Origin of the sequence: Desulfoglaeba alkanexedens ALDC (assembly GCF_005377625.1) — a bacterium.
GTDB lineage: Bacteria > Desulfobacterota > Syntrophobacteria > Syntrophobacterales > DSM-9756 > Desulfoglaeba > Desulfoglaeba alkanexedens.
On record NZ_CP040098.1, the window covers coordinates 633,596 to 659,642 of the forward strand.

The window sequence follows — 26,047 nt, forward strand, 5'->3', positions numbered from 1 at the left end:
GCGGACAAAGCGCATATCCGCCGCGGATTCACTGGGCATTACATCTACGGTTGAGGAGGCAGCAAGATGAGTAAAGATAACTACCACTATCATCACGAACACCACGCAGCGCCTCGCGCAGGCGGTGCAACGGACCGTGCAGGCCACGACCAGCACGCAGGCCATAGCCCGAAGATGTTCCGTGACAAGTTCTGGCTCTCCTTGATCCTGACCGTCCCCGTTGTCTTCTGGGCACCCCACATCCAGATGATTTTCGGTTACACGGCGCCCGAGTTCCCCGGCTCGGCAGGGATATTGCCTGTCCTCGGCACAGCCGTCTTTCTCTACGGGGGCTTGGTCTTCCTGCAAGGAGCATGGCGAGAACTGAGGGTGCGACTACCGGGGATGATGACCCTGATCTCCCTCGCCATCTCGGTGGCCTTCATTTTCTCGTGGGTGGTTCAGCTCGGGTTCATTCAGGCGGATGCCATCTGGTGGGAACTGGCCACTTTGGTAACCATCATGCTGCTGGGTCACTGGATCGAGATGCGCTCGATCTCGCAGGCGCAGGGTGCGCTCCAGGAACTCGCGAAACTACTTCCGGATACCGCGACCCGGGTCTCTGAGCAGGGCGAGGAGACAGTTTCGGTCAGCGAGCTGCGGGAGGGCGACATCGTGTTGGTCCGCCCCGGTGAGAGCGTGCCAGCGGACGGCGTGGTCCAGAAGGGCACGAGCGATCTCAACGAAGCCATGATTACCGGCGAGTCCAGGCCGGTAAAGAAGGCGGAAGGCGATGAGGTCATCGCTGCAACCATCAATGGTGAGGGTTCCCTGCGCATCCAGGTCACCGGCACAGGTGAAAAGACCAAGCTCTCAGGAATCATGCGGCTTGTGGCCGACGCGCAAACGTCCAAATCCCGGGCGCAACATCTGGCTGACCGGGCGGCCCGGATCCTGACTGGAGTTGCGATCGTCGCCGGCGTGGTCACGCTGGTGGTGTGGCAACTCCTTGGCGCATCCATCGACTTTTCCATTATTCGTGTGGTCACGGTTCTGGTTATCGCCTGCCCGCATGCTCTCGGCTTGGCCGTGCCGCTGGTTGTCGCTATATCGACGACCTTGGGTGCGCGCAACGGCCTGCTCGTGCGGGATCGCCGTGGGCTGGAGGAAGCCAGGAACCTAGATACCGTGATTTTCGACAAGACTGGGACACTCACATTGGGAGAGTTTCGGGTGGTGGAAATGTCGGTAGTCGAAGGGGAAGACGAAGAGAATTTGCTCCGGGTCGCGGCCGGGGTGCAAGCAGAGTCCGAACACCCGATTGCGCGTGGCATTGTAAAGACAGCGTTAGAGCGCAATCTTGAGGTGCCATCGGCGGATGGATTCCGGGCGCTTACCGGAATGGGGATCGCGGCATCAGTCGCGGGTAACGAGTACCGTATGGGTGGGCCCTTACTCCTGCAAATGGAAGATGCGCAGGTGTTGGACACGTTGCGCATCGCAGCAGAGGCAGCCGCTCATCGCGGCCAGGCCGCCATTTACCTGTTCAGGAACAGCCAAGCCCTGGCGGTCTTCGCAGTGGCCGATGCCATCCGCGAGGAGAGCAGGGAGGCCATCCGCGCGCTACATGCCCGGGGCATCGAAGTGGCCATGCTCACCGGCGATGCGCAGGCGGTCGCGGATGCCGTCGCCGCCGAACTGGACATTGACACCGTGTTCGCGCAGGTGCTGCCGGAGGACAAGGCCGCCAAGGTCCGCGAACTGCAAGCGCAGGATAAGAAGGTCGCAATGGTCGGCGACGGTGTGAACGATGCCCCGGCTCTGGCCACGGCTGATATCGGAATTGCGATCGGCGCCGGCACCGATGTCGCAGTGGAGGCCGGCCATATCGTGCTGGTGCGGTCCGACCCGCGCGACATACCCAGGATCATCACGCTGTCCGCAGCCACTTATCGCAAGATGCTCCAGAATCTATGGTGGGCAGCGGGCTACAACATCGTCGCGATTCCCCTAGCCGCAGGGGTGCTCGCCTCGTGGGGTGTGCTTCTAACCCCAGCCGTCGGTGCGGTCCTCATGTCGGTGAGCACAGTGGTGGTCGCGATAAACGCCCAGCTTCTGAAGCGGGTGCGACTATGATGACTCTCGCATGCCGCCCAACAACCGATTGCAGCTGACGGTCCGCTACGCGGCCCAGCACTGAACCGGGACGTTAGCTCTATCAATCCCATGGATAACTCAACATATTCCACTTCCGAATCTGACAGCATGGTGAGTCGAGCTGACCTGCCCGGCGAAGACCGCGAAGTTCAGCTGGACGTAATGCGTACATGGTTTTTCCAGAATTTTGAGGATCCTGCCGAACGAACTCCATATGAGTCTGCTGAGGGTGGCTACATATGGATCTGGGGCGGACCTTATGAAGCGCGAGAAGAGTTGGAGGACGAATTTGGTGGCGTTGTCCCAGACGAAGTTATTGAAGAGCTCTCAGAGGAGCTTGACGCCATTTGTTGGCAGTGGGCTCCAACCGAAACGCCCGGGGATTACGACGAATATCTTGCTGACGATATCGCGCAGATCACAGAATTCTACCATAACTTTTCTGGCGCGATATTGGACATCGAAAAGATGCTAGAAGCGAAAATTGATAGCTCTGCAGAGGATTGCTTTTTCCGGCTCCTATACGTCAACGTAATTACGGCAATGGAAACCTACCTGTCAGATGCGTTCATGAATTCAGTAGTACCTGACAAGGAACTTATGCGCCGCTTTGTGGAGACAACGCCAGAATTTAAGGTAGAAACAATCTCCCTGTCTGAGGTGTACAAGGCTGCAGAAGAAATTGAACATAAAGCCAAGTCGTATCTGGTTGATGTAGTCTGGCACAACTTAGGTCGCGTAAAACCGATGTAAAAAGCTGTTCTCGGAATTGAGTTCAACAACGAAATAGGCGATCTAGTGAAGGCGATTCTGAAGCGCCATGACATTGTTCATCGGAATGGAAAGACGAAATCTGGCGAAAACATTGTTCTGACCAAGAATGATGTAACGCAGCTTGTCTCTAAGGTCGAACACTTCATTCAAGACATTGATGTCAAAATGAGAGAAATAAGAGCTAACAAAGAAATGCAGCCGACCGCTGACACGGCGGCTGATTTCTGACGTTATGCCTGTTGACACCCGTAACGGGACAGGTTACACCACGTCACATGATCCGGAGCTTCAAGCACAAGGGACTGGCCTGTTTCTTTCAAACTGGTAGTACTGCTGGAATCCAATCAGCTTACGCAAAGAAGCTCCGTCTTATCCTCGGTCGGCTTCATGCCGCTTCCAGCCCTCAGGACATGAATTTGCCGGGGCTGCGGCTGCATGAGCTGAGCGGAAAGCGAGCAGGTACCTGGGCCGTGGACGTCAGTGGAAACTGGCGGATTACATTTAAGTTCTCAGGCAATGACACCGAGTTTGTTAACTACGAGGACTATCACTGAGGTTTTTGCCATGCTTATGCACAATCCTCCCCATCCCGGCGAAATCATTAGAGAGCTCTGCCTGGAGCCGCTGGGTATCTCCGTCACCGAAGCTGCCAAGGCTCTTGGGGTGAGCCGGAAGACCCTGAGTGCAATTCTAAATGGTCGAGCAGGCATCAGCCCGGAGATGGCCGTACGACTTTCAATTGCCTTTGATACGTCGGCCGAAAGCTGGATGAACCAACAAGTCCAATTTGATCTATGGAATGCAGAACAGCATCGGAAGGAACTGAAGGTCGAGCGAATTTCTGCTGCATAACCCGCCATTTTGGCATAACAACGGGTTCAACTCGGACGCGGGCAAAGCCCGCGCCGGTTAACCCGGCCGTTAGTCTAAATAAAAGAGGAGGTGATACTATGTCTTCAGCGAAAGAACAGATGAGCAAGATCATTCGTGAACAGCCTGATGATAGCTCCTACGATGAAGTTCTTCGTGATTTAGCCTTTGCTCGAATGGTTGAGCGCGGCATAGAGAACTCCGATGCAAGGAGGACGACCAGCAATGCCGAGATGAAACATAGAATTAGAACATGGGAGAAATAAACTGGACTGATGAAGCGGAACGATGGCTCAAGGATATTCACGACTACATAACTCAGGATAGCCCAGAATCAGCAGTACGGGTAGTTGAAGCTATCTACGAAAAGGCACAATTGCTGGGTCGGTTTCCAGAAGTAGGCCATAGGTACGATAGAATCCCAGATCGACATGAAAGAACGCTTGCCTGCAGGTCTTCTGGCTCTCGGATCAACTGAAAGGTCGCGGCCTTCCCCCCGGGGTGAACCCCGGAAGTGACCGAGCTGGCGCTCTTGGCGACCCTTCATCCCCGACTACAGCGGTGGGACCGCCACGGATTCGCACCGTGTTCCGGGATGCAGGAAGCCTTCCATCGTTAAGTCGTTCTCTTCATACGCGAAAACGGACGCACGTGTCAAGGGTGTCAGACCCCGTTTTTGACTTCCTTGCCTCCGGAAAGCCTCCGCGTCGTTGCTCCCGATCGGGGAACCCGCTGGCGGCCCGGTGGACACCTAAAAAAAAGCGGGGCAGTCGCCCCGCTTTTTCCGGAAGCGCTTCAGCACCGCCCTTACGCCGCTTCGGCGTTTTCCAGACCGGCATCAGCGCTTGACCGGAATCTTCTTCGGCTTCGCGGATTCCACCTTGGGAATCTCAATCCGGAGTACACCGTCCTTATAGACCGCCTCCACTTCATCGGCCTTCACTTCCACCGGAAGGCGGATGGAACGACTGAAAGACCCGAAACGCCGCTCCACCCAATGGTAGGACTCGTCCTTCTCCTCCCGCTCCTGCTTCTTTTCACCGCTGACCGTGAGGACGTTGCCCACGATCTGTATATCGAGATCCTTCGCGTCAACACCGGGAAGATCGGCCTTCACCACGATCTTGTCCTCGGTTTCGGACAGGTCGAAGGCCGGCACCACCGGGATTTCCTCCCGCCTTACCGAAGGCATCCACTCATCGAAGAAACGATCGAAAAGGCTCCACTCCCTTGGAAAAGCCAACGCACGTTCCCTGCGTTCCCATGGAATCAGTCCGAACATATCCACCACCTCCTATCTCACCGATTTCTCACGCCTATCTGATAATTCCGTCTCAAAATTAATTCCGCTTGAACACTTGTCAAGAGGGGGCGAAACAGGCCTGCGCCCACGGTTCCCGCACCCCCCTTCACCCATCCGCAGGGCCACACGGCCGTCACGGGTGCCTTGCGGCTCCTCCAAGAAAAACCGGCACTGGAAAGATCCCCTGTGATAGAAGGCTTCAAAATGAGCCCTCGATTTGCTAGGCTGTTTTGAGTCCGAAAGCGTTCCGGGCGTCATGGCGCAACGCAGCGACGAAGCCGGAACCTTCCCGAAGGAAGAACGCAAGCCCCTCAAACCATGGAGCCGGATATGGAACGACCTACAGAAAACTACTGGCAGTTGCGACTCGAAAAAACGCGGAAGGCGCTGGAGGCCAACAATTTTCAGGTCTACACCGCCGAGGACGGTTCGGCGGCCGCTCGGATCGTCATGGATCAGATCCTGCCGGAGACCGGAGCCCGGAGCGTCTCCTGGGGTGGATCCGGAACGTTCACGTCCACGGGGCTCTATGACACTCTCCGCCGGCGTTCCGACCTGGAAATCATCGATACTTTCGAAAAGGATCTTTCCGACACGGAAAGAATCGAAAGGCGGCGGCGGGCTCTGCTCGTCGATCTTTTTGTCACGGGAACCAACGCGGTCACCGAGACCGGGCTGCTGGTCAATCTGGACATGATTGGAAACCGGGTGGCGGCCATCACCTTCGGCCCTAAAAACGTCGCAATCCTCGTCGGGCGCAACAAAATCGTCCCGGACTTGGAAGAGGCCATGATGCGGGTTAAGGGCTATGCCGCCCCGGTCAACGCCATGCGACTTGACAAGAAGACCCCGTGCGCCAAAACGTCCTACTGCGAAGACTGCAACAGCCCGGATCGGATTTGCAACCATTGGACCATCACCGAGAAGGCCTTTCCCAAGGGCCGCATCAAGGTGGTGCTCATCAACGAATCCCTGGGAATCTGAAGCCGCTTCCCGGTTCAGGAGGAGCCCGATGGCGGAAAGGATTCAATGCGACGTAGCGGTTCTCGGTACGGGTCCGGCGGGACTCCAGGCCGCCATCCACGCGGCGAGAAGAAAGGCGGACGTGCTCGTTCTGGGAAAGATCGTGAAAAGCAGCGCCTATCAGACGCACGTCGAAAACTACTGCTGCATCGACGGCACGACCGGTGAAGCCCTGCTCGAAGAAGGCCGCCGTCAGGCGGAACGCATGGGGGCCCGTTTCTTAGACGAAGACGCCGTGTCCATCCGGAAAACGCACCCGGGTTTTGAAATCACGACGGAAGGCGGCTCGATCGTAAGCTGCAAGGCGGTGGTCCTCGCCATGGGGATCTCCCGGAAAACCTTGAAGGTTCCCGGCGAAAAGGAATTCCTGGGCCGCGGCGTCAGCTATTGCGTGGAATGTGACGCCCACTTCTTCAAGGACAAGGTGGTGGCGGTCGTCGGCTGTGAAAGCGCGGCGGTCTCGGGAGCCCTGACGCTGCTGTTCTACGCCCGGGAAGTTCACCTGGTCTGCCGGAAACTTCTGGTCGCGGAAAACCTGGCGGAGCGCCTGAGAGAAACCCCCGTAGTTCTTCACGAAGGACGTTGGGTCGAAGCCATCGAAGGGACCACGGAAGTGGAAAGCCTTCTTCTCGACGATGGAACCCGGCTCCCTGTACAAGGGGTGTTCATAGAACTGGGCGCCAAAGGCGCCGTCGAACTGGCGGCCGAGCTCGGCGTGGCGCTGGATCCGGAGACCATGGAGTACGTATCGGTAAACCGCAGGCAGGAAACCAACGTAGCGGGTATCTATGCAGCCGGGGACATCTGCGGTCCGCCCTGGCAGATCGCCAAGGCGGTGGGAGAAGGCTGCGTAGCCGGGCTGGAAGCCGCGGCATACGCCAAGAAACCGGCCAAGGAAACGTCATGAATCACCTCAAAGCTATCGGATTCGATCTCTTCAACACGCTCATCACCGTGGAACCTCACGCGCTGGACGAAGCGCTGTCGCGCCTCACGGAGCACCTGGGTCGGTGCGGCTTGGATGTGGGATTCGAAGCCTTTCGCGCGGTTCATCGCGAGGAGGCCCTGCGCTTCATCCGGGAGGCAAAAAAAGACGGACGCGAGACCCACAACCGGTTCTGGATCAGCGCCGCCCTCCACCGCATGGAATATGACGTCCCCCCGGACGACCCCGTGATTTCCGGAGCCGTCGACGCTTATTTCAGCGCTTTCCTGGAGCTGGCCCGGCCGATCCCCGGAACCAAGGAAATGCTGGGCACCCTGAAAGGCCGCTATCGGATCGGCCTGCTTTCCAACTTCACCCACGCACCGGCCGCCGAATACATCCTGGACCGGCTTGATCTTTTCCCGTTCTTCGATACCGTCGTCATCTCTGGAGCGATCGGTTACCGCAAACCTCATCCGGTCGTGTTTCGACGGCTGTCCGAAGGCCTGAAGACACCGCCGGATCAAATCGGTTATGTGGGAGACGATCCGGAGTGCGACGTGGTGGGAGCTCGGCAGGCGGGTCTTCAGCCCATTTGGACCACATACGTGAAAGACCGTAACATTCCGTTCGCCCCCGGACTCTCCGCGGCACCCATTCCCGATCCGGACGGCGGAGTGCCCCGCATTTCCAGCTGGGAGGACCTCGCGGCTTTGTTGGAAAGGTGAAGGCACGCTCCCGCGCGACGCGAGTCCCCCTTATCAGGACAGGAAGAAGCCCGCACCGCCCGCCGCCCACGCTCGAAACCGACCGTTTTCCCTGGCGACTTCAATGGAGATTCCGAAGGCCCGACTCAGGACCGGCGAAGTGAGCACTTCATCCTTGGGTCCCTGTGCCAGGACCCGCCCGTCTTTCAAGACAAGGACGTGGGAAATGACCGGAATGATCTCTTCCAGATGATGCGTCACGAAGACGAAGGTGGGGCAGTCGGGGGCGCGGCCGAGCCGTTCAAGGGATCGAAGGAGCTTTTCCCGCGCCACCAGGTCCAGCCCGGCGCAGGGTTCATCCAAGATCAGGAGCCTGGGGCGGGCCATCAGGGCTCGGGCGATCAGCAAGCGCTGCTTTTCCCCCTGGGAGAGCACCCCGTAGGAAGACCCCAGGATATTGGAACATTCCAGGCACTCGGCCAGATTCCCAGCCAGTTCACGGTCCTCCGCCGTGGGTTGCTGAAAGATGCGGCCGACGGCGGCATATCTGCCGCTCACAATGAGATCCAGTGGTTTCTGGTTGGAAGGAATCTGGGCCTGCAGGAATGAACCGACCCACCCGATGTCTTTCCGGAGTTCGCGCAGGTCGATTTCACCAAAGCGCCGTCCCAGAACCGTGACGCGCCCACGGGTCGGCCAATGATAGCCCGCCAAGACCATAAGGAGCGTGGTCTTTCCGGAACCGTTGGCTCCGAGGACCACCCAGTGCGTCCCCGGCGCGATCGACCAATGGATCCCGTCCAGAATGAGCCGGCGGGACCGCACCAAAGAAACGTCTTCGAGAGCGATCCAGCGCTCCGGGGGGCCTGGAGTCTCGGAAGTCTCCAAAGGGTGAAGGGTATTCTCGGACAAGCTCCTAGTCCGACCACGTGAGGACAATCTTTCCAAAATGGCCGCCCTCCTGCATCCGCTGATGGGCCGTTTCGACCTCTTCAGCATTGAAGACGGAATCCACCACGGGCTTCACGCTACCGGAAGCCAGCAGCGGAAGCACCTGACTCCGGAATCGGCGGACCAGCTCCGCCTTTTCTTCCCGGCTGCGGCTTCTGAGTACGGACCCGATGATCTTGAGCCGCTTCGTAAGGAGGGGAGCAAGCGTTATTTCCCCCGTATGTCCGCCCATGAGCCCGATGATGACCAGCCGGCCGCCGGGTTTCAAGATGTCCAGATGCTTTCCGAGATACGGCGCGCCGATCCAGTCGAGAACCACGTCGACCCCGCGGCCGTCCGTCAGCTCCCGCACCCTCCTGGCGAAATCTTCGGTCTTGTAGTTGATGCCGGCCCAAGCGCCCAGCTGCAGGCAGCGTTCAATTTTTTCCGCCGTCGCCGCAGTCACGATGACGCACGCTCCTGATTCCCGAGCCAGTTGAACGGCGGCGGTCCCGACGCCGCTTCCTCCACCGTGGAGGAGCAACGTCTCGCCTTTTTGAAGCCCCGCCTCCAGAAACAGGTTCAGGAACGCCACCAGAAAAACCTCCGCAGCGGCGGCGGCCTCGGTGAAGGACAGGTTTTCCGGAATGGGGATCAGGTGGTCTTCCGGGATCACCACGTAGCGGCCGTAGCCTCCACCCGCGACCACGGCGAAAACACGGTCGCCCACGTGCCATCGGCTCACACCGGCACCCAGCTCAACCACGTAGCCGGCGCAGTCCAAGCCGAGAATCGGCGAGGCCCCCGGAGGCGGCGGATAGAGACCGCGCCGCTGCAGAAGATCGGCTCGGTTAACCGAAAAGGCTTCGACCTGCACCAGAACTTCGCCTTCGGCGGGTTCGGGGCGCGGAACCTCGGCCACAACCAGCTTGTTCCAGTCACCCGGCTTTCCGGTTTCCTCAACCCGGATGGCCCGCATGGTCGCTCGGTTCATCTCATTTCCCCGTTTTCAGCAAAGGAATAGTAATCGAGACCCGCGATGATGATGTGGTCGTGCACCGCGATGTCGAGATCTTTCAAAATGCCGCAGAGCTTTCTCGTGAGCTGGCGGTCGGCCTCGGATGGCCGCGGGTCTCCACCCGGATGGTTGTGGGCGAAAATGACCGCGGTGGCCCGATGCTTCAACACCGCTTCCACCACCAGCCGGGGAAAGACGGCCGTGCGGTTGACCGTCCCCCGCTGAATTTCTTCAGCCGCGATGAGCCCGTTTTGGCTGTTGAGGGCCAGAACGTAGAAGACCTCGTTGCGTTCGCTCGCCAAAAGGGATTGCAGATACCCCACCGCATCCCGGGTGGATTGGAGGCAGTTCACCCGCTTCCACCGGTCCTTTTGATAGCGGTCGAGGAGCTTGGACGTCAGAGAAATGAGGGCCGCAGCCTGGGGTCCGATCCCTTTCACTCGACACAACCCGGCCAAGGGCGCGTCCAAAACGGCCGAAAGGGACTTGAATTCATCGAGCAGTCGCCGTGCCTCGGGCTTCACGTCCCGCCGCGGAATGGCGAAGGTCAGCAGCAGTTCCAGCACCTCGTGATCGTGGAAACCTTCCAGGCCACCCCGCTCGAATCGTTCCCGAAGCCGTTTTCGGTGTCCATCGGGGCCCAGCGTCATGGGATCCAACCACTTCACTCACACGGTATTCGGAAGGACTCCTGGAGGCACGGCGGGCGACGCTCCGTGCCGGCCGGCGCGTTACGCCCGCGGACAATCAGCTCTTTTCCAACTGGGCGATCTTGTCACGCAGCACACTCAGCAGATGATCGAAACTCCGGTTGGTCAGCACCTCGTCGAACTGCTTGCGGTAGTTGTTCACGAAGCTCACCCCCTCAATGACCACATCGTAGACCATCCACTTCCCGTTTGTGCGCACCATGCGGTATTCTACGGGTATTTCCGATTCCTTGTAGCTGATCCGTGTCTTGATCTGCGCGTAATCGCCCTCCACCCGTTCCTGATCGTAGTAGATTTTTTCTTCGCCGCCGGTGTACGTGTCCACCCGATCGATATAGGTGTTGTACAGCAGCTTTTGAAAGAGTTCCACAAATTCATCGCGTTCCTGGGGCGAGAGCTTCTTCCAGTGCCGCCCCAAGGCCCGCTTGGACATCTCCTCGAAGCTGACGTAATCATAGGCGATTTCCCTGATTTCTTCCCGCCGTTGCTTTATCCTCTCAGGCGTGGGTTCAGCGCCGCCCAGGTTGAGCACCTCCAGCACCCGGTCCGTCCCCGCGCGGATGACTTCCATCGGCCCGGGCTCGGAGGCGGCCCTAACCCAGGTGGCACCCGACATCGTGACCACGGCAACCAGAAAAGCCAACCATCTCGACTTCGAACGGCAACCCCATTTCATGATTCTTCCCCTCCTTTAAACGTATCAGAAGCAGAAAAAGGCCTCGAAAACTCGGGAACATCCTGGACGAAAAAGCACTTGAGATAGCGTGTTTCCGGCATGGCGAGCACCGGAGGATGATCCAGTGCCTGACCGCCCGCCTGGAGCAGCCTGAGTCGCCGGCCGGCCGCGAGCGCCGCCTTGAGGAGTATGCCCTGAAAGTCCTGTTCGCTCACGTGATACGAACACGACGAGGTTACAAGGATACCCTCGGGTTTGAGCGCCAGCAAGGCCCGCCGATTCAAATCCGTGTAGCCCTTGAGGGCCTGCTTCAGGACCGATTTCGTCTTGGCGAAGGCCGGCGGGTCCGCAACAATCACGTCGAAAGCCCCGCGCGGCGTTCGCTTCAGGTAATCAAGCGCCTCAGTCCTCACGAAAGAGACGTCCTGCGACAAACCGTTCAGGCGGGCGTTTTCCCGGGCCCGTTCGACGGCGGCTTCCGAAGAGTCGACGCCCGTCACTTCGGCCGCTCCCGCCGCCGCAGCCACAAGGCTCCAACCTCCTTCATAGCAGAAGAGGTCCAGAACCCGCTTTCCTTGAACCCATCGCCGAAGCGCCTCCCGGTTGTCCCGCTGGTCCAGGTAGAGCCCGGTCTTCTGGCCGTCCAGGGGATCGACGGACCAACGCAGCCCGTGACAGTCCACCTCCAGCGGCCCGGAAAGACTCCCATAGGCCACGCCCTTTTCCAGGGGGAGTCCTTCCAGTTGCCGCGCGCCGGTATCGTTCCGGAAGACGATCGCCCGCGGATTCAACCTTTCCGCAAGAACCGCATGGAGGTCCTCTTCCACCGCCGCCATGCCCGCCGTGGTGACCTGTGTGACCAAAACGTCGCCGTAACGGTCCACCACCAGTCCTGGAAGACCGTCTGATTCTCCAAAAATCAGGCGGCACACCGAAGCCCCCGGGTAACACGCCGCCCGATAACGGACCGCCGCTTCCACGCGGTCCCGAAAAAAAGCCCTCGTCGGTTCCTGCCCGGGTGCCCCGACCAACCTCACGGCGATGAGCGAACGGGGATTGATGTACCCCACACCCAGCGCCCTGCCGCTCCCGGAAACCACCGTCACCCACTCCCCGGGGAGGAACTCCTTGAGTCTTTCCTCGACCTCGTTGCTGAAAATCCAGCGATGACCCCTGAGGATCCGCTTCTCACAAGCCGAGCTAACCCTGACCGTCCGTGCCAATGCTTTGCCTTTCTCCAAGGGACTCCACGATCCTTGACTTCCCGGCATCGCCCCGGGCGTCTTCGTTTCCCGGGGATTCCCCTGTCGACGTCCTAGAGAATCCCCCTTGGAGCGGCGTCACGAAACCGTCCCAGGAGGCTTTCCGAGACTGAAAAGACGGCCATCCGGATCCCTTGGTAGAAGCGCGGCCTTGGCCGCGACCGGCGGTTTTGAAGGAGCGGCCTTGGCCGCGATTCGCGTCGCCTGCCTGCCGGCAGGTCGGCAAGCCGCCTCCTGCCCTGGCGCGCAGGTTAAGCACCCCCTCATACGTTCGGCGGGCGAAAGCGCCCTGAACGCCTAGACGTTCCACTATCTTTTCCGGAAATCCCACCCCCGAGGCCGGGGACCGTCACCGAAAGCTTGTCCTCAAGCTATCGGCCGGCCGGCAAAATAAAAAAAAAGCGCTCCCCAAAGAGCGCTCCCCTCGTGGCAACCCGCCTCGTTTTCAGTCTTCCGCCGTACGAATCGATTCCAGCAGAATCTGGTAATCTTCATACATGTCCGCATAGCTTTCGATGATCTCATAAAGATCGTCCAGATCCAGGCGGATCACCGCGTCCTTGTCGGGAGCTTCCTCCTTGAGTTCGATCCAGATCCAATCCAGAAGCATTTCTTCCGGATCGGCGTAGCCTTGCTCGTTTCTGTCCAGCGAACCGTCAGCCACCTTGCGACTCACGTTCTTGATGGCGGTCTTTACGAAATCTTTGAGCTCCATATGGGACGGCCTCCCTCGCCTATGCAGTCGGTACGATCATGCGGGTCGAATCTTCAACGTACAAGGCTCCATAGCCGATTTCCGCCGACGATTCAATCACTTTGTAACAAAACTTTGTAACAAAACCTCCCGCCGGGCCGATCTTTATGATAATTCCCACCGGCTCCGCGCCCCGTCCCACGGGGGACAGAAAGAACAAAGGCGGTCGGGGATCGTGCGACCAATGGACACCTTAAGCAAAAAGGATAACGAAGGTCAAAAGATCCCCCTCCCCCCTCCCCTTAATCCCCTCCCACAAGGGGAGGGGAAATAGAATTTTCCCCTCGTTCCCAAGCTGGAGCTTGGGAACAAGAAGGTGGATGCTGGAGCTTGGGAACAAGGTGGATGGTGAAGCTTGGGAACAAGATGGAGCGCTTCGTCATTGTGTGGCGCAGGGAACCAGCTCCACCTGGCCTTCGTGAGGCAGCAGGTGCGGAACGCCTTCGATGATGATTTCCTTGCCGTAATGCTCTTCGAGGGACGCGATGTCTTTGCGCTTCTGGTTGAGCAGGTAGTTGGCCACATCCAGGGACAGGGTGGCCCGGACCGACGCCACGGACTCGCGCAGCACACCGTTCCAGATCTTTCTTAGATACCACAGAGCGTTGGTTTCGGTGGATCGCACGAGGCCCGTCCCCTCGCAGAAGGGACAGTCACGGTAGGAACCCAGCTGGATGTTGAGCCCCAGATGCTGGCGGGATATTTCGAGCAGGCCGAACTGGGAGATCCGCCCGACCTTGATTTTCGCCTTGTCGCACTTCACCTCTTCACGCAGCCTCTTCTCCACCTCGCGGATGTGCTGGGAACTCCGCATGTCGATGAAGTCCACTACGATCAGCCCTCCCAGGTCCCTCAGCCGGAGCTGGCGCGGGACTTCCGCCGCGGCCTCCATGTTCACCTTGAAGCACATCTCTTCCAGCTTGCCTTCTCGGCTGGTGGTTCTGCCGGAATTCACGTCGATGGCCACCAGGGCCTCGGTGGGGTCGATGATGAGGTAGCCGCCCGACTTCAAAGGGACGCGCTTCTGAAAAAGCTGGTCGATCTGGTCTTCCAGCTTGTATTTGTTGAAGATGGGTCCTTCGCCCTTGTAGAGTTTGACGATCCGCTGGTGGCGGGGGCTGACGATCCGGAGGAAATCCTTGACCATCTTGTATACTTCTTTGTCGTCCACCAGGATCGTCTTCACGCTCGGGTTGAAATAGTCGCGGATCACCCGGGTCGCCAAGTCCCGCTCCTTGTAGATGAGGGCGGGCGCCGGGGTTTCCTGGGCCCTTTTCTTGATTTCGTCCCAGATGCGGAGCAGATACTTAAGGTCCTTGTTGATCTCACGCTTGGTCCGGTTTTCGGCCACGGTCCTCAAGATGATTCCAATATCCGGGGGAACTTCCAGTTCCTGGGCCATTTCCTTGAGGCGCGCCCGCCCGGCTTCGTCCTCTATTTTCCGCGAAACGCCGCGCTGGTTCTGGCCGGGCGCCAGAACCACATAACGGCCCGCAATGGAAATGTAGGTGGTGAGCGCCGCGCCCTTGTTCCCGATTTCCTCCTTAACCACCTGCACCAGAACTTCCTGGCCGGGTTCGATGACGTCCTGGATTTTCGCCTGCTCCCCCGCGTCCCGCTTGTAATATTCCGGGTGGATTTCGGAAAACGGCAGAAAGCCGTGCCGTTCGACGCCGTAATTGACGAAAGCCGCCTGCAGCCCGGCAAGGGCATTCACGATGATGCCCTTATAGATGTTGCCCACGTATTTTCCGCGGGTCGCCGTTTCGATGAAGAATCCCTGAAGGGACTGCCCCTCCACAAGGGCCACCCGAAACTCTTCCGGGTGGACCGCGTTGATCAAAAGATGCTGTGCGCTCATGGAGTATGTCTGCCGTTTCCTTGTGCAGCCTGATGCTGGCGGGCCTGGTAGATGAAGGTGCGGAGGGCGGCCTCCCGGTTGGGCTGGTATGAACCGTCGTAGGGGGCGTCCAGGTAAGGAACGCGTTTCTCGTGCAATATGGGCTTCAAAACGGCGGAGCACATGGTGCTGGGCATACAGGTAAAGGGAAAAACATTGATGATGCCGTTGAAACCTTCATGGAGGTACGACAGCGCCCCCCCGATGCTCAAGGCCGCCTCGGTGCCCACATCGAAGTTGAAGTGGCGCCCTTGATCCAGAAACCGTTCTATGGACCGGATCGAATGGTCGGGCTCGATGTCGAGCCGGCGGCGCACTACGCGGTAGACTTCGTTCTGCCGCCATCTCTGCCAGGCGTTTTCCACTTCCTGAACCACGAGTTTTTGGAGCGCCTCTCGGAATACCTTCCGATCCCCGCGGCGCCGGGCCAGGCGGCACTGCCGCTTGAGTTTTCGCGAATGTTCGTAGCTGACAAAATTGATCCATTCCCCGATGGACGCATCCACGACTTCCCCCCCCAAGTCTTCCACGCGGCGGATGATGTCCTGGTTGGAATCGGGGTGGGTCCGGAGATAGATCTCGCCGACAATTCCGATCCTGGGGCGCCTGGGTTTTCGAGGATCGATGAAGGTCCGGGCGGTGGACGCCACATCCTCCAACAGCCGGTAAAGGGCCCGGAAATCCCGGCGGCCCCCCACCTCTTCGATCAACCGTTCCATGGCACAGGCCGACACTTCCATGAACGCATCCGTCATGCCCCGCCGCCGTTCGTAGGGGCGCACCCGCCAGACGATCCGGTCCATGACGTCGCTGATGATCGTGGCAACATAAGCCAAGCGCCGGAAATAACGGGCCCGGTGGGCCGGCAGCAGGCCGGCGACCGCGTACGCGTCCTGCGTGGACAGGTAAGCGATGGGAATGTCCCGGTATTCCGGGAAGCGATCCAGGATCAGTCGCTGATACTTGTTGTACATGCCGAACCGGCATGGCCCGTCCGACTCAGGAAGAAAGTACACGTATCGATCCGCGGAGAACGCGCTTCCGAGCCGTTCCTTTTCCTTTTCCAGGTGGTAGAGGATATCGCCCAGCGTCACCTGGCAGGGAAAGCATTCCTTGCCCGACGTGAATTCCCTGCCGTAGGCGAGGCCCTTGTAGGTCTCCATGACCTCGGCGGAGACGCCGAAAGCCCGGAAAGCGGCCGCCAGAAACCGGGTACCCAAGGGCGTCATGAGAGGAAGGAGCAGCTTGCGGCCCGTAACGTCGAAACGCGCGATTCCCGTACATATGCTCCCGGGCGTTTGCGATGCTTCCAGTACCGTCATCTGTGGACTCGTCCTTTCATCTGAGGCACGAAAACGCCGGGGCCGGTTCCGCGGGTTCCACCCGGCCCCCGAACCGTTTCGCATGAACGGTTTTCACCACGTTTCGGTAGGCCTCGATGCGGGTGAGAAGCCCCGCCACCGCACTGTGCTCATCCAGTTCCAAGATGAGATACGGCTTTTCGCCCATCACGTGCCGGTAAAAATGCTCGATGAAGGAATCCGCCCCGCAGCTGAAATTCGTCAGATGCACCCCGTACCAGTTGGGAGTCCGAGCGATCCGCTTGGCCACCCGAAGGATTCGCGCTCCGAGACCCCAATACATGCGGGGAAAATCAGAGAGGTCCTCGCCGTCCACATCCAGGTAATCCATGGGAAGGGCCTGGATGCCGAGTTTCGCCAGATGGCGCCCCAACTGGAGGTTGAGCCGCTCATCGTAAAGGTTGTAGGGCCGGCCCGTCACCACCCACAGTGGTTCCGATTCCGGAAGTTCCGAGAGAACGCTGCGGCCGCGTTCCTGCAGCTCGCTGCGGAACGCCTCCGCCGCCGCCCACGCCGCCTCCACGGCCTTCTCAGCCGGGAGGCGCCGCGGCTGAAAACCGGCGGGAAGCGAACGCCGCACGGCATCCGCGATGCTTTCCACCCCTTCGCGAAGATGGATGGTCGGCCGGATAAGGCGCTGATCGGGGATCCTGAGCGCCGCGCGCACCATGAACTGGGACCCTGCTACCATCGGGCAGAGCATGCCGGGTTCCGCCGGGCCGGGCGTGGGCATGTCGATCACGTTGGGCAAAAACAGGTAGTCGACCCGGTCCAGGAGATATCTCACGTGGCCGTGAAACACCTTCACGGGAAAGCACGTCTCCGCCGTCATGGATTTGAGCCCCGCCGATACGATCCGTTCGTCCGTCCGAGGACTCAAACACACCCGAAAGCCCAGTTCCGAAAGAAGCCGCACCCAGAAGATCCCCCACTCCACAGCATGCAGGGCCAATGGAATTCCCACCACCGGCCGGCCGGGATCGACCCCCTCGGTCGCCTCTTCCAGACTCCCCGCCTTTCCCGCCAGCGCCTTTTCGAAAAGCCGCCGTCGTTCTTCAAAAAGGTTGGCGGCTGCGGCGCCCTTGTAATGGGTGACCTCGTAGCGCCCGCACTCGCCCCCCCAAATGCTTTTTCGGCCTCCAAAATCGTAGACCTTCAACTTGCATTCGTTGTGGCACTTTGGATCGGCCCGACAGATGGTCTCCTTGAAAGTCACCTTCATGGCCGCCATGGCCTCCAGGTTCCGCTGCCTGGGGACCACCTCCCCCTTGTGGAACTTCTCCCGAACAGCCAAGGCCGCACCATAGGCCCCCATCACTTCCCGATGCCGGGGAACCACCAACGGCCGTTTCAGCACCCGTTCAAAGGCGGCGACGATCCCCTGGTTGAGCGACGGGCCTCCGAGAAACATGATCCGGCCGCCGATGTGGCGCCTTCCCACCACGCGGTTGAGGTAATTATGGACAATGGCGTAGCACAGCCCTGCGATGAGATCCTCACGCCGCGCACCTTTCTGCGCGTAGCTGACGAGATCGGATTCCATGAAGACCGTGCAGCGTTCCGCCAGGTGGATGGGGTTTTCCGCCGAAAGAGCCAGTTCCTGGAATTCGCCCACGATGTTGATCTTGAGCTTGCTGGCCAGTTCGTGAAGGAAGCTCCCGGTGCCGGCGGCGCACACCTTGTTCATGTCAAAATCCCGGGGATGACCCCGTTCGATCCGGATGTATTTGGAATCCTGCCCCCCGATTTCGAAAATGGTGTCCACGTCCGCGTCCACGGCCACGGCCCCCAGTGCGTGGGCCGTGATTTCATCGATGACCAGATCCGCTTCCAGGAAATCACCCACCACGTTCCGTCCCGAACCCGTGGTCGCCACCGCGCGGATTTGGATCCGGTCGCCCACCTCGGAACACAGGGACCTGAGCAACCGCTGCGTCACTTCGATGGGCTTCCCCTGAGTCGGAACGTAACACTTGTGGCGAATCACCCCCTGCTCGTCGATCAAGGCATACTTGGTCGTGGTGGAACCGATATCCACGCCCAGAAACGTGGGCAGAGGATTCTTCGGCACCACCGGCCAGGGATCCAGGCTGTTTTCCGAGCTGAAGCGGGTCCATTCCAGGCGGAGTCTTTCGCCGCGGGGAAAAGACGAGTTTTGGGGTTTTTCTTCCGAGGTGAGCACCGCAGGGTCGACCCGGTTCCTCCACCCGTGCTTCACGGCCAGGAGCGCCACGCCCAGGGCCCCTAGGGCCGTGTGGTGTTTCGGCACCTGGATTTCCGGATAATAGTGGCGGAAGGCCTTCACCTGGAGTGGATTGGAAGCCATGCCTCCAATGAAAACTATGGGCGGATGGAGCTCGCGGTTGGCCACCAGGGTGCTCACATAATTGGCTGCGTTTCCGAAATGAAGACCCGCAATGATGTTCGGCAGCGGTTCTCCCTTGTTCTGAAGATGGATCATGTCGGACTTGGTAAAGACCGTGCACCGGCAGGCCACCGGTGCAGGATGGGTGTGCTCGAGACCCAGGCGGATGAAATCTTCCAGGGTCTTCTGAAGCCTTTCGGCGTTCATTTCGAAATCAGCGCCGTAAAGCGACGACGCCAGCCGCTCCGCCTGCTGGTCTATGAAGGACCCCGTTCCGGAAGCGCACGGCCCGTTCATGTTGAAGGCTTCCAGGTACCACTGGCTTCCGTTCTGGCTCAATTGGAAGAGGCATGCCTCGTGGCCGCCCATGCTGATGATGGTGCGGACCCCCGGCACCAGGTGTGCGGCCCCCTCCACCTGGGCGATGGTATCCACCTCGTAAGGCGCACCCAGAAGCTCCGCCAGCCGCTGCCCATGCGCGCCCGTAAAGGAAACGGACCGCACGTTCTCGGCACCGAACCGGTCATGAATTTGCTGCAGCACACCGACCACTTCTTCCCGCACCAGCCCGAAATGGCGGATGTAGGGTGCTTCCCAGACGATATCGCCGCTTTCGACGATGACCACCGCCTTGACACTCACGGAACCCACGTCGATGCCAACGTCATAAACCATGCTGTCATCCTCGCAGGAGGAATCAAAATGCACGGGCAGCGTGCCGCGTCCGCCCCCTGACCCACTCAACGGGAACCGATCGCATAAACACGCGGCCTGCGAAGGTCCACCGGGAGCTTCGATGCGCAAAAGTATACGGTTCTCTCCGTGAAGAATCAACCCAATGCATCGACTAGGGTACCCTTTCATTTGCTCAAGATAGCCGAGATCAAAGGGGTTGTCACATATAAGATCATCAAAGACAACTTTCTCCGCCTGAGTCTGGACATCTTCAGGAAGCTTGGAAAGCTCCTTTAAAAAGTGCTTTCTGTATTCAACTTTTCACATCTCGTTTCAAAGACCCATAGAAATGCTTAGCCTCCTGTACAGAGACCGGTTCATCATCGGCGACTTCATCCATTAGTTTTGCCAAGCCGTAGTTCTCAATGACCTCCTCCATACGTTCGAATTCCTTGATCGGAATCTGCACAGCTATAGGTTTCTGATTTTCATCAACAACGATGCTTTTATGTATCTCAAGCATATTAAGCCTCCCAGTTGCGTATTTATTATCTTTGAGGGTATCTACATTACTCAAATTATCCGCCCCTAACATACTGGATTTCCCCTCGTTCCCAAGCTCCAGCTTGGGAACAAGGTCGAAAAATCCCCCTCTCCCTTGATGGGAGAGGGTTGGGGTGAGGGTGAGAAAATTAACGTATGTCAATCAGTTACATTCCCCTCCCCTTAATCCCCTCCCACAAGGGGAGGGGAAATAGAATTTCCCTCGTTCCCAAGCTATGGCTTGGGAACGGACTCATGGAAATCGAAGCTGGAGCTTCTGCACAGTTGTGTTCCCAAGCTGGAGCTTGGGAACAAGAAGTTGAAGTCGCACGTTTACAAGGGATTCACCTCGGGTTGTGTTCCCAAGCTGGAGCTTGGGAACAAGAAGCAAAAGATCTGCACCCTTCTATGCACTGGAACACTGCGTCGGCCCGAGCCGCGTAGAAGTCCCAGAAGCGGTCTGCACGAAGATCGTCCGCAGACCACTTTCCCTGGATCTCCCCGACATCTCAGGACGCTTCTTTCTTACCATTCCAGCAGCGCTGCATCATCACGTGGTTCTTCTTCTTGAGATAGACTTCGCATTCGGCACAGACCCGTCCCTTCTCCTGGCAGATTCGAGGCTTCAGATCCCAGCAAGGTACCGGGAAATTGAGAATCGCCGGGCAGTTCTTTCGGACTTCTTCCGAACAGCCCCGGATTTCCCAGCAGGGCGCCACGGTGAGAAGCTTTTTCACGCCCGCGATGTTGAGTCCGTCCTCGGTGAGGAGCCGGCGGAGGCACTTCAGCCATTGAAGGTCGTTGTTGGAATAGAAACGCTTGCCGCCGCGCCGGGAAGGCTTCACGAGACCCTCCTGCTCGTAGATGCGGAGCGTGCGCGGGTGAACATTGAGGAGTTCCGCGACAATGCCGATGGGATACAGGGCTTTGCCACTTTCGATGTCCATGAGCTCCGTCTCCTTCGTAAGATAGCATTACAAGGTCATTTGACGAATTAAAATATACAGAGTTAAATGCAACATTGTCAACCCACGAATCAAGCGGGGATGCTTTCCAGGCGGAACGCCTTTTCCCTTGCCAGGGTACTTGGCGATAACGTAATTTGAACGCAAGGGAAGAGCACCGTCCGGAAGCGCTTCCCAGACCCTTCGAACCCACACCTTCTCAGCCAACCCGGAGACCGACCATGCGAAGCGACCTCATGAAAAAGGGAATCGAAAAGGCTCCCCACCGATCGCTCTTCAAGGCCATGGGCTACACCCGCCAGGAACTGGAGCGGCCGCTCATCGGAGTCGTCAATGCCGCCAACGAAATCATTCCGGGGCACATCCACCTGGACACCATCGCCGATGCCGTGAAAGCCGGTATCCGCCACGCCGGGGGCACACCCATCGAATTCAGCACCATCGGGGTGTGCGACGGCATTGCCATGAACCATGAAGGGATGCGCTACAGCCTGGCGAGCCGGGAGCTGATCGCCGACTCGGTGGAAATCATGGCTATGGCGCACCCGTTCGACGGCCTGGTTCTCATCCCCAACTGCGACAAGATCGTTCCGGGCATGCTCATGGCGGCGCTACGGCTCAACATCCCCGCCATTGTGGTGAGCGGCGGCCCCATGCTGGCCGGTCGCGTAGGGAAAACGCCGGTGGATCTCATTTCCGTGTTCGAAGGTGTGGGGGCGTTCAGGGCCGGCCGCATGTCCGCCGAGGAACTGGAAATGCTGGAAGAATGCGCCTGCCCGGGGTGCGGATCCTGCGCCGGGATGTTCACCGCCAATTCCATGAACTGCTTGAGTGAGGCTCTGGGTCTGGCGCTGCCGGGAAACGGAACCATCCCCGCCGTGGCGGCCGCCCGGGTCCGCCTGGCCAAGCAGGCCGGCATGCAGATCATGGAACTCGTGCGACGAGGCATTCTTCCTCGTGACATAGCCACCTTGGAGGCCTTTCGGAACGCCGTCGCCGTGGACATGGCTCTGGGCTGCTCCACCAACACGGTGCTGCACGTCCCGGCCATCGCTCATGAAGCGGGGATCGATCTGCCCCTGGATCTTTTCAATGCATTGAGCGCCAGGACGCCTCATTTGTGTTCGCTTCGGCCCGGCGGCTCGCACTTCCTGGAAGACCTGGATGCCGCGGGGGGCGTCCAGGCGGTCCTCAAGGAACTCTCCCGAAATCAGCTCATTTCCGGCGACGTACTCACGGTGACCGGGAAAACCGTAGCCGAAAACCTGCAAACGGCTGCGGTTCAGGACCCGACCGTCATCCGCCCCCTGGAGAATCCCTATCACGCCCAGGGCGGCATCGCCGTTCTCTACGGCAACCTGGCTCCTGAAGGCGCCGTGGTGAAGCAATCGGCCGTCGCTCCGGAAATGCTTCAGCGCACCGGGCGGGCCCGGGTCTTCGAGAGCGAATCGGACGCCGCCGGCGCCATCCTCGACGGCGCCATCGAGCCGGGCGATGTTGTGGTCATCCGCTACGAAGGCCCGAAAGGGGGCCCCGGCATGCAGGAGATGCTCACGCCGACAGCCGCCATCATGGGCCGGGGTCTGGGAAAAGACGTGGCCCTCATCACGGATGGAAGGTTCAGCGGCGGCACCCAGGGCGCCGCCATCGGGCACATTTCCCCGGAAGCCGCCGCCGGCGGCCCCATCGCCCTGATCCAAGAAGGCGACGAAATCGCCATCGACATCCCCAACAAGAAGCTGGAACTCCGGGTCGACGACGCCACGCTGAAGGAGCGCCGTTCGCGCTGGCAGCCGCCGCCGCCCCGGATTCGAACGGGTTACCTCGCCCGCTACGCCCGCCTGGTCACCTCCGGGGCCAAAGGCGCCGTTTTCAGCGAATGAAGGCTCAGGACTCCACACCATGGGATACGTCTTTCGCCTGGAAGATGCCGACCGACTGGACCGGTGGTTCGAACGGGAACCCGGCCGAACGGTTTTCGCCCTGGAGACGGAACTGCTCCAACGGGTGTGGTCACCGAGCCGCCCTCAGAGGGTGCTTGAAGTGGGTTGCGGCACCGGCCGGTTTCTCCGCTGGTTCGCCGAACAGGGTCACCTGGTCACGGGCATCGAACCTTCCTGGGAATTGGTTCAGCGTACTCGCTGGGCGCTTCCACAGACCATCACCGTGGATCAAGGGTTCGCCGAGGACCTCCCCTACGAAGACGGAGAATTCGATACAGTCGCTCTGATCACGACCTTGGAATTCGTGAACAATCCCAAACAGGCGCTGAGCGAAGCTTTCCGAGTGGCCCGCCGACACGTGCTGGTAGGCTTTCTCAACAAGTATTCCCTCACCGCTATAGCCCGCCGGCTGGAGGGGTTCTGGCGGCCGACCGTGTATCGGGAAGCGACCTTCTTCAGCGTGGGCGAACTGAGACGCCTGGCCGGAGACCTCCTTTGCGGCGCTCCCGCCGACGTCTGGCGGAGCTGCCTCACGCTTCCCCTTTCCCTCTTCCGCTATGCCCATCCCTTGGAACGGTGCCGCTTTTTTCAGGTGCATCCCTTCGGCCATTTCGTAGCCATGCGGCTCGACATCCGCTACACCTGCAAGACCATCCAAGACCCACTCCGGGGCTCACTCCCCCGCGGCGCCGCCCCGGTAAGGCTTCACCCGTCCTGCCGGCGCTTTCCGGCATCGGAAAGGAACCAGCCCATAAAACTGCGGCCGCCCGCCGCCGCCCTTGAATCTTCCCACGCAGTGGGTTCTCATCATCCGGAACCGGTATGAGGGGCTGTTTCAAGAAACGTACGAAGCAACGTCGCCCGCGCACCACAAGCGCGGCGGCCGGGAAGTTTTCCACCGGAGTCCATCGAAGGGGGGCCGCACCATGAAAGAAGCCGGATTTTACGAGAAGCTGAAAGACCTGGACGTCCAGTGCCATCTTTGCGCCCACAGGTGCCGGATCCCCCCGGGAAAGCGCGGCATCTGCGGCGTCCGGGAAAATCGGGACGGAACCCTCTACTCTCTGGTCTACGGGCGCCTCATCGCCGCCAATGTAGACCCCATCGAAAAGAAACCCTTGTTTCATTTCCTGCCCGGAAGCCGGAGTTATTCCATTGCGACCGTCGGGTGCAATTTCCAATGTCTCTTCTGTCAAAACGCCGATATCTCTCAGGCACCGAGAGAACACGGGCGCATCGTGGGCGAGACGGTGGCTCCTGAAAAGGTGGTGGAGGACGCCCGCCGCACGGGTTCGGCCACCATCGCCTACACGTACACCGAACCCACCATTTTCATGGAATACGCCCTGGACGTCGCCGAAAAGGCCCGTGCCGAAGGGCTTCGGAACGTCTTCGTGACCAACGGCTACATGACAGCCGAAGCACTCCGTCAGGCGGATGGGCTGATCGACGCCGCCAACGTGGACCTCAAGGCCTTCACCGACACCTTCTACCGGAAGCAATGCGGCGCCAGGCTTCAGCCGGTTCTGGACACCTTGCACCTCATGAAATCCATGGGGATTTGGCTTGAAGTGACCACCCTGGTGATTCCCGGCCTGAACGACGACCCCGCCGAATTGCGCGAAATCGCCCGATTCCTGGTGACGTTGGGTCCGGAAACCCCTTGGCACGTAAGCCGTTTCCACCCCACCTACCGGCTGACCGACCGGCCCCCCACCCCCGTGGAGACCGTCCGCAAAGCCCGGGACATCGGGCTCGAAGCCGGGCTTCACTACGTCTACACTGGAAACGTCTTCGGTGACCGGGGCGAGAGCACGTTCTGCCACCAATGTGGTGAGATCCTTTTGGAGCGGACGGGATTCTCCGTGCATCAAAGGGGAATAAAGCAGGGGGCCTGCCTCAAGTGCGGCGCCCGGGTGGCGGGAGTCGGTCTGCCATGACCCTGTCCGAACGGCGCGGACTCATCGAGCGCCTCTTCCGGCGGCTCCTCCGGGCCTTCGGCCCTCAGTCCTGGTGGCCGGCCGACAGCCCCTTCGAGGTTGTGGTCGGGGCCATACTTACTCAGAACACCGCCTGGAAAAACGTCAGCACAGCCATCGCGCGCCTGAAAGAGGCGGAACTGCTCGACCCGGAAGCCATGCATCGGGTGGAAGAAGAGCGACTGGCGGAAATCATCCGGCCTTCCGGTTACTTCAACCAGAAGGCCCGGCGCCTCAAGGCCTTTTGCCGCAACCTTTCCGAACGCTGGGACGGCAACCTGGACCGCTTCCTTTCCCGCGACATGGAGGAACTCCGCGCCGACTGCCTCACCCTTCACGGAATCGGCCCGGAAACCGCCGACAGCATCGTCCTCTATGCGGCACAAAAGCCTTCTTTCGTGGTGGACGCCTACACCCGAAGGATCTTTTCCCGACACGGCTGGGTCCCCGACGACATCCGCTACGACGCGCTTCGCGATTATTTTATGGACTGCCTGGAAAGGGACGTGTACTTTTTCCAGGAATACCATGCCCTTCTGGTCCGGCTGGGCCATCGTCACTGCCGGCGGAAGCCGTCGTGTTCGGGGTGCCCGCTGGAGGGATTCCCTCCTGGAGGTCCGGCCCTTGCCCCTTGACGGCGTCATCGTGAAACCGAAAAGATCCCGGCGGCAACGGTTGCAACAGCGGACGGAGGAAAGCAGGCTCTGCGCGAAGCCCATGGACAATGAGTCCTGGCGCCGCGTTCTCGGCCGACTGAACCGCCGCCTGCAAGTGTTCCCCCGCGATGCGATCCTTCAGCCCGTCAGGGTCATCGAAGCGGGAATCGGGATCCTCAACGCACCAATGGAAGCCTATTGCAGGGCCACCTGCGGGGATTGCCTCGACCCCTGCTGCACCGGCCGCAAGGTGTTCTACAACCGTGCGGATCTCCTGTACCTGGTCGCACTCCGGAAAGCCTGGCCGCTTGGGCAGACTCGCGTTCGCCCCGAAGACCCCTGCCGTTTTCTGGGACCTAGAGGCTGCCTGCTGCCGCGATACCTTCGCCCCTATGTCTGCGTGTGGTTTCTCTGTGAGGCGCATATGGAGCTTTTCCAGGCGGAACCACCCACCGTCCAGCGGCGGTGGATCCAAACGCTGCTCGACATTCGAAACGCGAGACTTCGGCTGGAAAACCTGTTCGAGTCCAGGTTTCCCGGCGACACGTGCGATGAGGCATGATCGTTTCCTT

The 26,047-nt window shown here is 59.6% G+C and carries 26 protein-coding genes, 1 pseudogene and 1 riboswitch; of the genes and pseudogenes, 15 read left to right on the forward strand and 12 right to left on the reverse strand.

The window, feature by feature from the left end; genetic code table 11:
* The first annotated feature begins 66 nt into the window (after positions 1-66).
* From FDQ92_RS03130 to FDQ92_RS16390, 7 genes and pseudogenes are all read left to right on the forward strand, one after another.
* Complete coding sequence (locus FDQ92_RS03130) at positions 67-2,115, forward strand: copper-translocating P-type ATPase (protein ID WP_211341349.1); 2,049 nt, start codon at positions 67-69, stop codon at positions 2,113-2,115.
* A gap of 129 nt (positions 2,116-2,244) precedes the next feature.
* The gene (locus FDQ92_RS03135) at positions 2,245-2,889 is read left to right on the forward strand and encodes a hypothetical protein (protein ID WP_137423236.1); all 645 of its coding nucleotides are present in this window, start codon (positions 2,245-2,247) and stop codon (positions 2,887-2,889) included.
* Between the two features lie 45 nt (positions 2,890-2,934).
* Positions 2,935-3,138: a hypothetical protein gene (locus tag FDQ92_RS03140; RefSeq protein WP_137423237.1), complete on the forward strand. Its 204-nt coding sequence runs from the start codon at positions 2,935-2,937 to the stop codon at positions 3,136-3,138.
* Between the two features lie 47 nt (positions 3,139-3,185).
* Positions 3,186-3,464: a type II toxin-antitoxin system RelE/ParE family toxin gene (locus FDQ92_RS03145; RefSeq protein WP_137423238.1), complete on the forward strand. Its 279-nt coding sequence runs from the start codon at positions 3,186-3,188 to the stop codon at positions 3,462-3,464.
* Between the two features lie 10 nt (positions 3,465-3,474).
* Positions 3,475-3,762: a HigA family addiction module antitoxin gene (locus tag FDQ92_RS03150; RefSeq protein WP_137423239.1), complete on the forward strand. Its 288-nt coding sequence runs from the start codon at positions 3,475-3,477 to the stop codon at positions 3,760-3,762.
* A 98-nt stretch (positions 3,763-3,860) separates the two neighbouring features.
* Positions 3,861-4,046 (forward strand): hypothetical protein, encoded by a 186-nt coding sequence (locus FDQ92_RS03155; RefSeq protein WP_137423240.1) that lies wholly within the window; start codon positions 3,861-3,863, stop codon positions 4,044-4,046.
* A pseudogene (locus tag FDQ92_RS16390) lies at positions 4,034-4,165 on the forward strand (type II toxin-antitoxin system RelE/ParE family toxin); the annotation flags it as partial. The gene FDQ92_RS03155 and the pseudogene FDQ92_RS16390, both read left to right, overlap by 13 nt.
* Before the next feature lie 46 nt (positions 4,166-4,211).
* Positions 4,212-4,398: riboswitch (cobalamin riboswitch) on the reverse strand.
* A gap of 220 nt (positions 4,399-4,618) precedes the next feature.
* On the opposite strand, the gene FDQ92_RS03165 reads toward FDQ92_RS16390, so the two are convergent.
* On the reverse strand, positions 4,619-5,062 hold the full coding sequence (locus tag FDQ92_RS03165; RefSeq protein WP_137423241.1) for an Hsp20/alpha crystallin family protein: 444 nt from the start codon (positions 5,060-5,062) through the stop codon (positions 4,619-4,621).
* 351 nt (positions 5,063-5,413) lie between these two features.
* Here FDQ92_RS03165 and FDQ92_RS03170 point away from each other — a divergent pair, with 351 nt between their 5' ends.
* Genes FDQ92_RS03170 through FDQ92_RS03180 form a run of 3 tightly spaced genes read left to right on the forward strand, consistent with a single transcriptional unit; the run spans position 5,414 to position 7,759 of the window.
* Positions 5,414-6,067, forward strand: coding sequence for a lactate utilization protein (locus FDQ92_RS03170; protein WP_137423242.1), 654 nt, complete (start codon positions 5,414-5,416; stop codon positions 6,065-6,067).
* Positions 6,068-6,095: 28 nt separating this feature from the next.
* Positions 6,096-7,013 (forward strand): NAD(P)/FAD-dependent oxidoreductase, encoded by a 918-nt coding sequence (locus FDQ92_RS03175; RefSeq protein WP_137423243.1) that lies wholly within the window; start codon positions 6,096-6,098, stop codon positions 7,011-7,013.
* A complete protein-coding gene (locus FDQ92_RS03180; RefSeq protein WP_137423244.1) occupies positions 7,010-7,759 on the forward strand; it encodes an HAD family hydrolase in 750 nt (249 codons plus the stop codon). The genes FDQ92_RS03175 and FDQ92_RS03180 overlap by 4 nt, the downstream gene beginning before the upstream one ends.
* A gap of 33 nt (positions 7,760-7,792) precedes the next feature.
* Here FDQ92_RS03180 and FDQ92_RS03185 read toward each other — a convergent pair whose 3' ends face one another.
* From FDQ92_RS03185 to FDQ92_RS03235, 11 genes are all read right to left on the reverse strand, one after another.
* On the reverse strand, positions 7,793-8,650 hold the full coding sequence (locus FDQ92_RS03185) for an ABC transporter ATP-binding protein (protein ID WP_246041817.1): 858 nt from the start codon (positions 8,648-8,650) through the stop codon (positions 7,793-7,795).
* A gap of 4 nt (positions 8,651-8,654) precedes the next feature.
* On the reverse strand, positions 8,655-9,647 hold the full coding sequence (locus tag FDQ92_RS03190; RefSeq protein WP_137425685.1) for an NAD(P)H-quinone oxidoreductase: 993 nt from the start codon (positions 9,645-9,647) through the stop codon (positions 8,655-8,657).
* An 11-nt stretch (positions 9,648-9,658) separates the two neighbouring features.
* Positions 9,659-10,354, reverse strand: a complete 696-nt coding sequence (gene radC, locus FDQ92_RS03195; protein ID WP_137423246.1) for a RadC family protein — start codon at positions 10,352-10,354, stop codon at positions 9,659-9,661.
* Between the two features lie 79 nt (positions 10,355-10,433).
* The gene (locus tag FDQ92_RS03200; protein ID WP_137423247.1) at positions 10,434-11,072 is read right to left on the reverse strand and encodes an MlaC/ttg2D family ABC transporter substrate-binding protein; all 639 of its coding nucleotides are present in this window, start codon (positions 11,070-11,072) and stop codon (positions 10,434-10,436) included.
* On the reverse strand, positions 11,069-12,313 hold the full coding sequence (locus FDQ92_RS03205; protein WP_170180158.1) for a class I SAM-dependent rRNA methyltransferase: 1,245 nt from the start codon (positions 12,311-12,313) through the stop codon (positions 11,069-11,071). The genes FDQ92_RS03200 and FDQ92_RS03205 overlap by 4 nt, the downstream gene beginning before the upstream one ends.
* Positions 12,314-12,779: 466 nt before the next feature.
* A complete protein-coding gene (locus tag FDQ92_RS03210) occupies positions 12,780-13,049 on the reverse strand; it encodes a hypothetical protein (protein WP_137423249.1) in 270 nt (89 codons plus the stop codon).
* A 418-nt stretch (positions 13,050-13,467) separates the two neighbouring features.
* Positions 13,468-14,949, reverse strand: a complete 1,482-nt coding sequence (locus tag FDQ92_RS03215; RefSeq protein ID WP_137423250.1) for an Rne/Rng family ribonuclease — start codon at positions 14,947-14,949, stop codon at positions 13,468-13,470.
* Positions 14,946-16,310, reverse strand: coding sequence for a CoA activase (locus tag FDQ92_RS03220; protein ID WP_137423251.1), 1,365 nt, complete (start codon positions 16,308-16,310; stop codon positions 14,946-14,948). The genes FDQ92_RS03215 and FDQ92_RS03220 overlap by 4 nt, the downstream gene beginning before the upstream one ends.
* 16 nt (positions 16,311-16,326) lie before the next feature.
* The gene (locus tag FDQ92_RS03225) at positions 16,327-19,389 is read right to left on the reverse strand and encodes an acyl-CoA dehydratase activase (protein WP_137423252.1); all 3,063 of its coding nucleotides are present in this window, start codon (positions 19,387-19,389) and stop codon (positions 16,327-16,329) included.
* Positions 19,390-19,702: 313 nt separating this feature from the next.
* The gene (locus FDQ92_RS16085; protein WP_137425686.1) at positions 19,703-19,912 is read right to left on the reverse strand and encodes a hypothetical protein; all 210 of its coding nucleotides are present in this window, start codon (positions 19,910-19,912) and stop codon (positions 19,703-19,705) included.
* 529 nt (positions 19,913-20,441) lie between these two features.
* On the reverse strand, positions 20,442-20,879 hold the full coding sequence (locus FDQ92_RS03235) for a MerR family transcriptional regulator (RefSeq protein WP_211341352.1): 438 nt from the start codon (positions 20,877-20,879) through the stop codon (positions 20,442-20,444).
* Positions 20,880-21,118: 239 nt separating this feature from the next.
* On the opposite strand from FDQ92_RS03235, the gene ilvD reads away from it, so the two are divergent.
* From ilvD to FDQ92_RS03260, 5 genes are all read left to right on the forward strand, one after another.
* Positions 21,119-22,780: a dihydroxy-acid dehydratase gene (ilvD, locus tag FDQ92_RS03240; RefSeq protein ID WP_137423253.1), complete on the forward strand. Its 1,662-nt coding sequence runs from the start codon at positions 21,119-21,121 to the stop codon at positions 22,778-22,780.
* Between the two features lie 19 nt (positions 22,781-22,799).
* Entirely contained in the window at positions 22,800-23,666 is an 867-nt protein-coding gene (locus FDQ92_RS03245) for a class I SAM-dependent methyltransferase (RefSeq protein WP_137423254.1), read from the forward strand.
* 100 nt (positions 23,667-23,766) lie between these two features.
* Complete coding sequence (gene amrS, locus FDQ92_RS03250) at positions 23,767-24,780, forward strand: AmmeMemoRadiSam system radical SAM enzyme (protein WP_137423255.1); 1,014 nt, start codon at positions 23,767-23,769, stop codon at positions 24,778-24,780.
* The gene (locus tag FDQ92_RS03255; RefSeq protein ID WP_137423256.1) at positions 24,777-25,454 is read left to right on the forward strand and encodes an endonuclease III domain-containing protein; all 678 of its coding nucleotides are present in this window, start codon (positions 24,777-24,779) and stop codon (positions 25,452-25,454) included. Before amrS ends, FDQ92_RS03255 begins: the two co-directional genes overlap by 4 nt.
* Before the next feature lie 10 nt (positions 25,455-25,464).
* Positions 25,465-26,037, forward strand: a complete 573-nt coding sequence (locus FDQ92_RS03260) for a hypothetical protein (protein WP_137423257.1) — start codon at positions 25,465-25,467, stop codon at positions 26,035-26,037.
* Positions 26,038-26,047: the final 10 nt, after the last annotated feature.

Coding starts and splice junctions, on each gene's coding strand:
- FDQ92_RS03130 (WP_211341349.1), top strand. CDS start 67: ATGAGTAAAGATAACTACCACTATCATCACGAACACCACGCAGCGCCT.
- FDQ92_RS03135 (WP_137423236.1), top strand. CDS start 2,245: ATGGTGAGTCGAGCTGACCTGCCCGGCGAAGACCGCGAAGTTCAGCTG.
- FDQ92_RS03145 (WP_137423238.1), top strand. CDS start 3,186: ATGATCCGGAGCTTCAAGCACAAGGGACTGGCCTGTTTCTTTCAAACT.
- FDQ92_RS03150 (WP_137423239.1), top strand. CDS start 3,475: ATGCTTATGCACAATCCTCCCCATCCCGGCGAAATCATTAGAGAGCTC.
- FDQ92_RS03155 (WP_137423240.1), top strand. CDS start 3,861: ATGTCTTCAGCGAAAGAACAGATGAGCAAGATCATTCGTGAACAGCCT.
- FDQ92_RS03165 (WP_137423241.1), bottom strand. CDS start 5,062: ATGTTCGGACTGATTCCATGGGAACGCAGGGAACGTGCGTTGGCTTTT.
- FDQ92_RS03170 (WP_137423242.1), top strand. CDS start 5,414: ATGGAACGACCTACAGAAAACTACTGGCAGTTGCGACTCGAAAAAACG.
- FDQ92_RS03175 (WP_137423243.1), top strand. CDS start 6,096: ATGGCGGAAAGGATTCAATGCGACGTAGCGGTTCTCGGTACGGGTCCG.
- FDQ92_RS03180 (WP_137423244.1), top strand. CDS start 7,010: ATGAATCACCTCAAAGCTATCGGATTCGATCTCTTCAACACGCTCATC.
- FDQ92_RS03190 (WP_137425685.1), bottom strand. CDS start 9,647: ATGCGGGCCATCCGGGTTGAGGAAACCGGAAAGCCGGGTGACTGGAAC.
- FDQ92_RS03200 (WP_137423247.1), bottom strand. CDS start 11,072: ATGAAATGGGGTTGCCGTTCGAAGTCGAGATGGTTGGCTTTTCTGGTT.
- FDQ92_RS03210 (WP_137423249.1), bottom strand. CDS start 13,049: ATGGAGCTCAAAGATTTCGTAAAGACCGCCATCAAGAACGTGAGTCGC.
- FDQ92_RS03215 (WP_137423250.1), bottom strand. CDS start 14,949: ATGAGCGCACAGCATCTTTTGATCAACGCGGTCCACCCGGAAGAGTTT.
- FDQ92_RS03220 (WP_137423251.1), bottom strand. CDS start 16,310: ATGACGGTACTGGAAGCATCGCAAACGCCCGGGAGCATATGTACGGGA.
- FDQ92_RS03225 (WP_137423252.1), bottom strand. CDS start 19,389: ATGGTTTATGACGTTGGCATCGACGTGGGTTCCGTGAGTGTCAAGGCG.
- FDQ92_RS16085 (WP_137425686.1), bottom strand. CDS start 19,912: ATGCTTGAGATACATAAAAGCATCGTTGTTGATGAAAATCAGAAACCT.
- FDQ92_RS03235 (WP_211341352.1), bottom strand. CDS start 20,879: ATGGACATCGAAAGTGGCAAAGCCCTGTATCCCATCGGCATTGTCGCG.
- ilvD (WP_137423253.1), top strand. CDS start 21,119: ATGCGAAGCGACCTCATGAAAAAGGGAATCGAAAAGGCTCCCCACCGA.
- FDQ92_RS03245 (WP_137423254.1), top strand. CDS start 22,800: ATGGGATACGTCTTTCGCCTGGAAGATGCCGACCGACTGGACCGGTGG.
- amrS (WP_137423255.1), top strand. CDS start 23,767: ATGAAAGAAGCCGGATTTTACGAGAAGCTGAAAGACCTGGACGTCCAG.
- FDQ92_RS03255 (WP_137423256.1), top strand. CDS start 24,777: ATGACCCTGTCCGAACGGCGCGGACTCATCGAGCGCCTCTTCCGGCGG.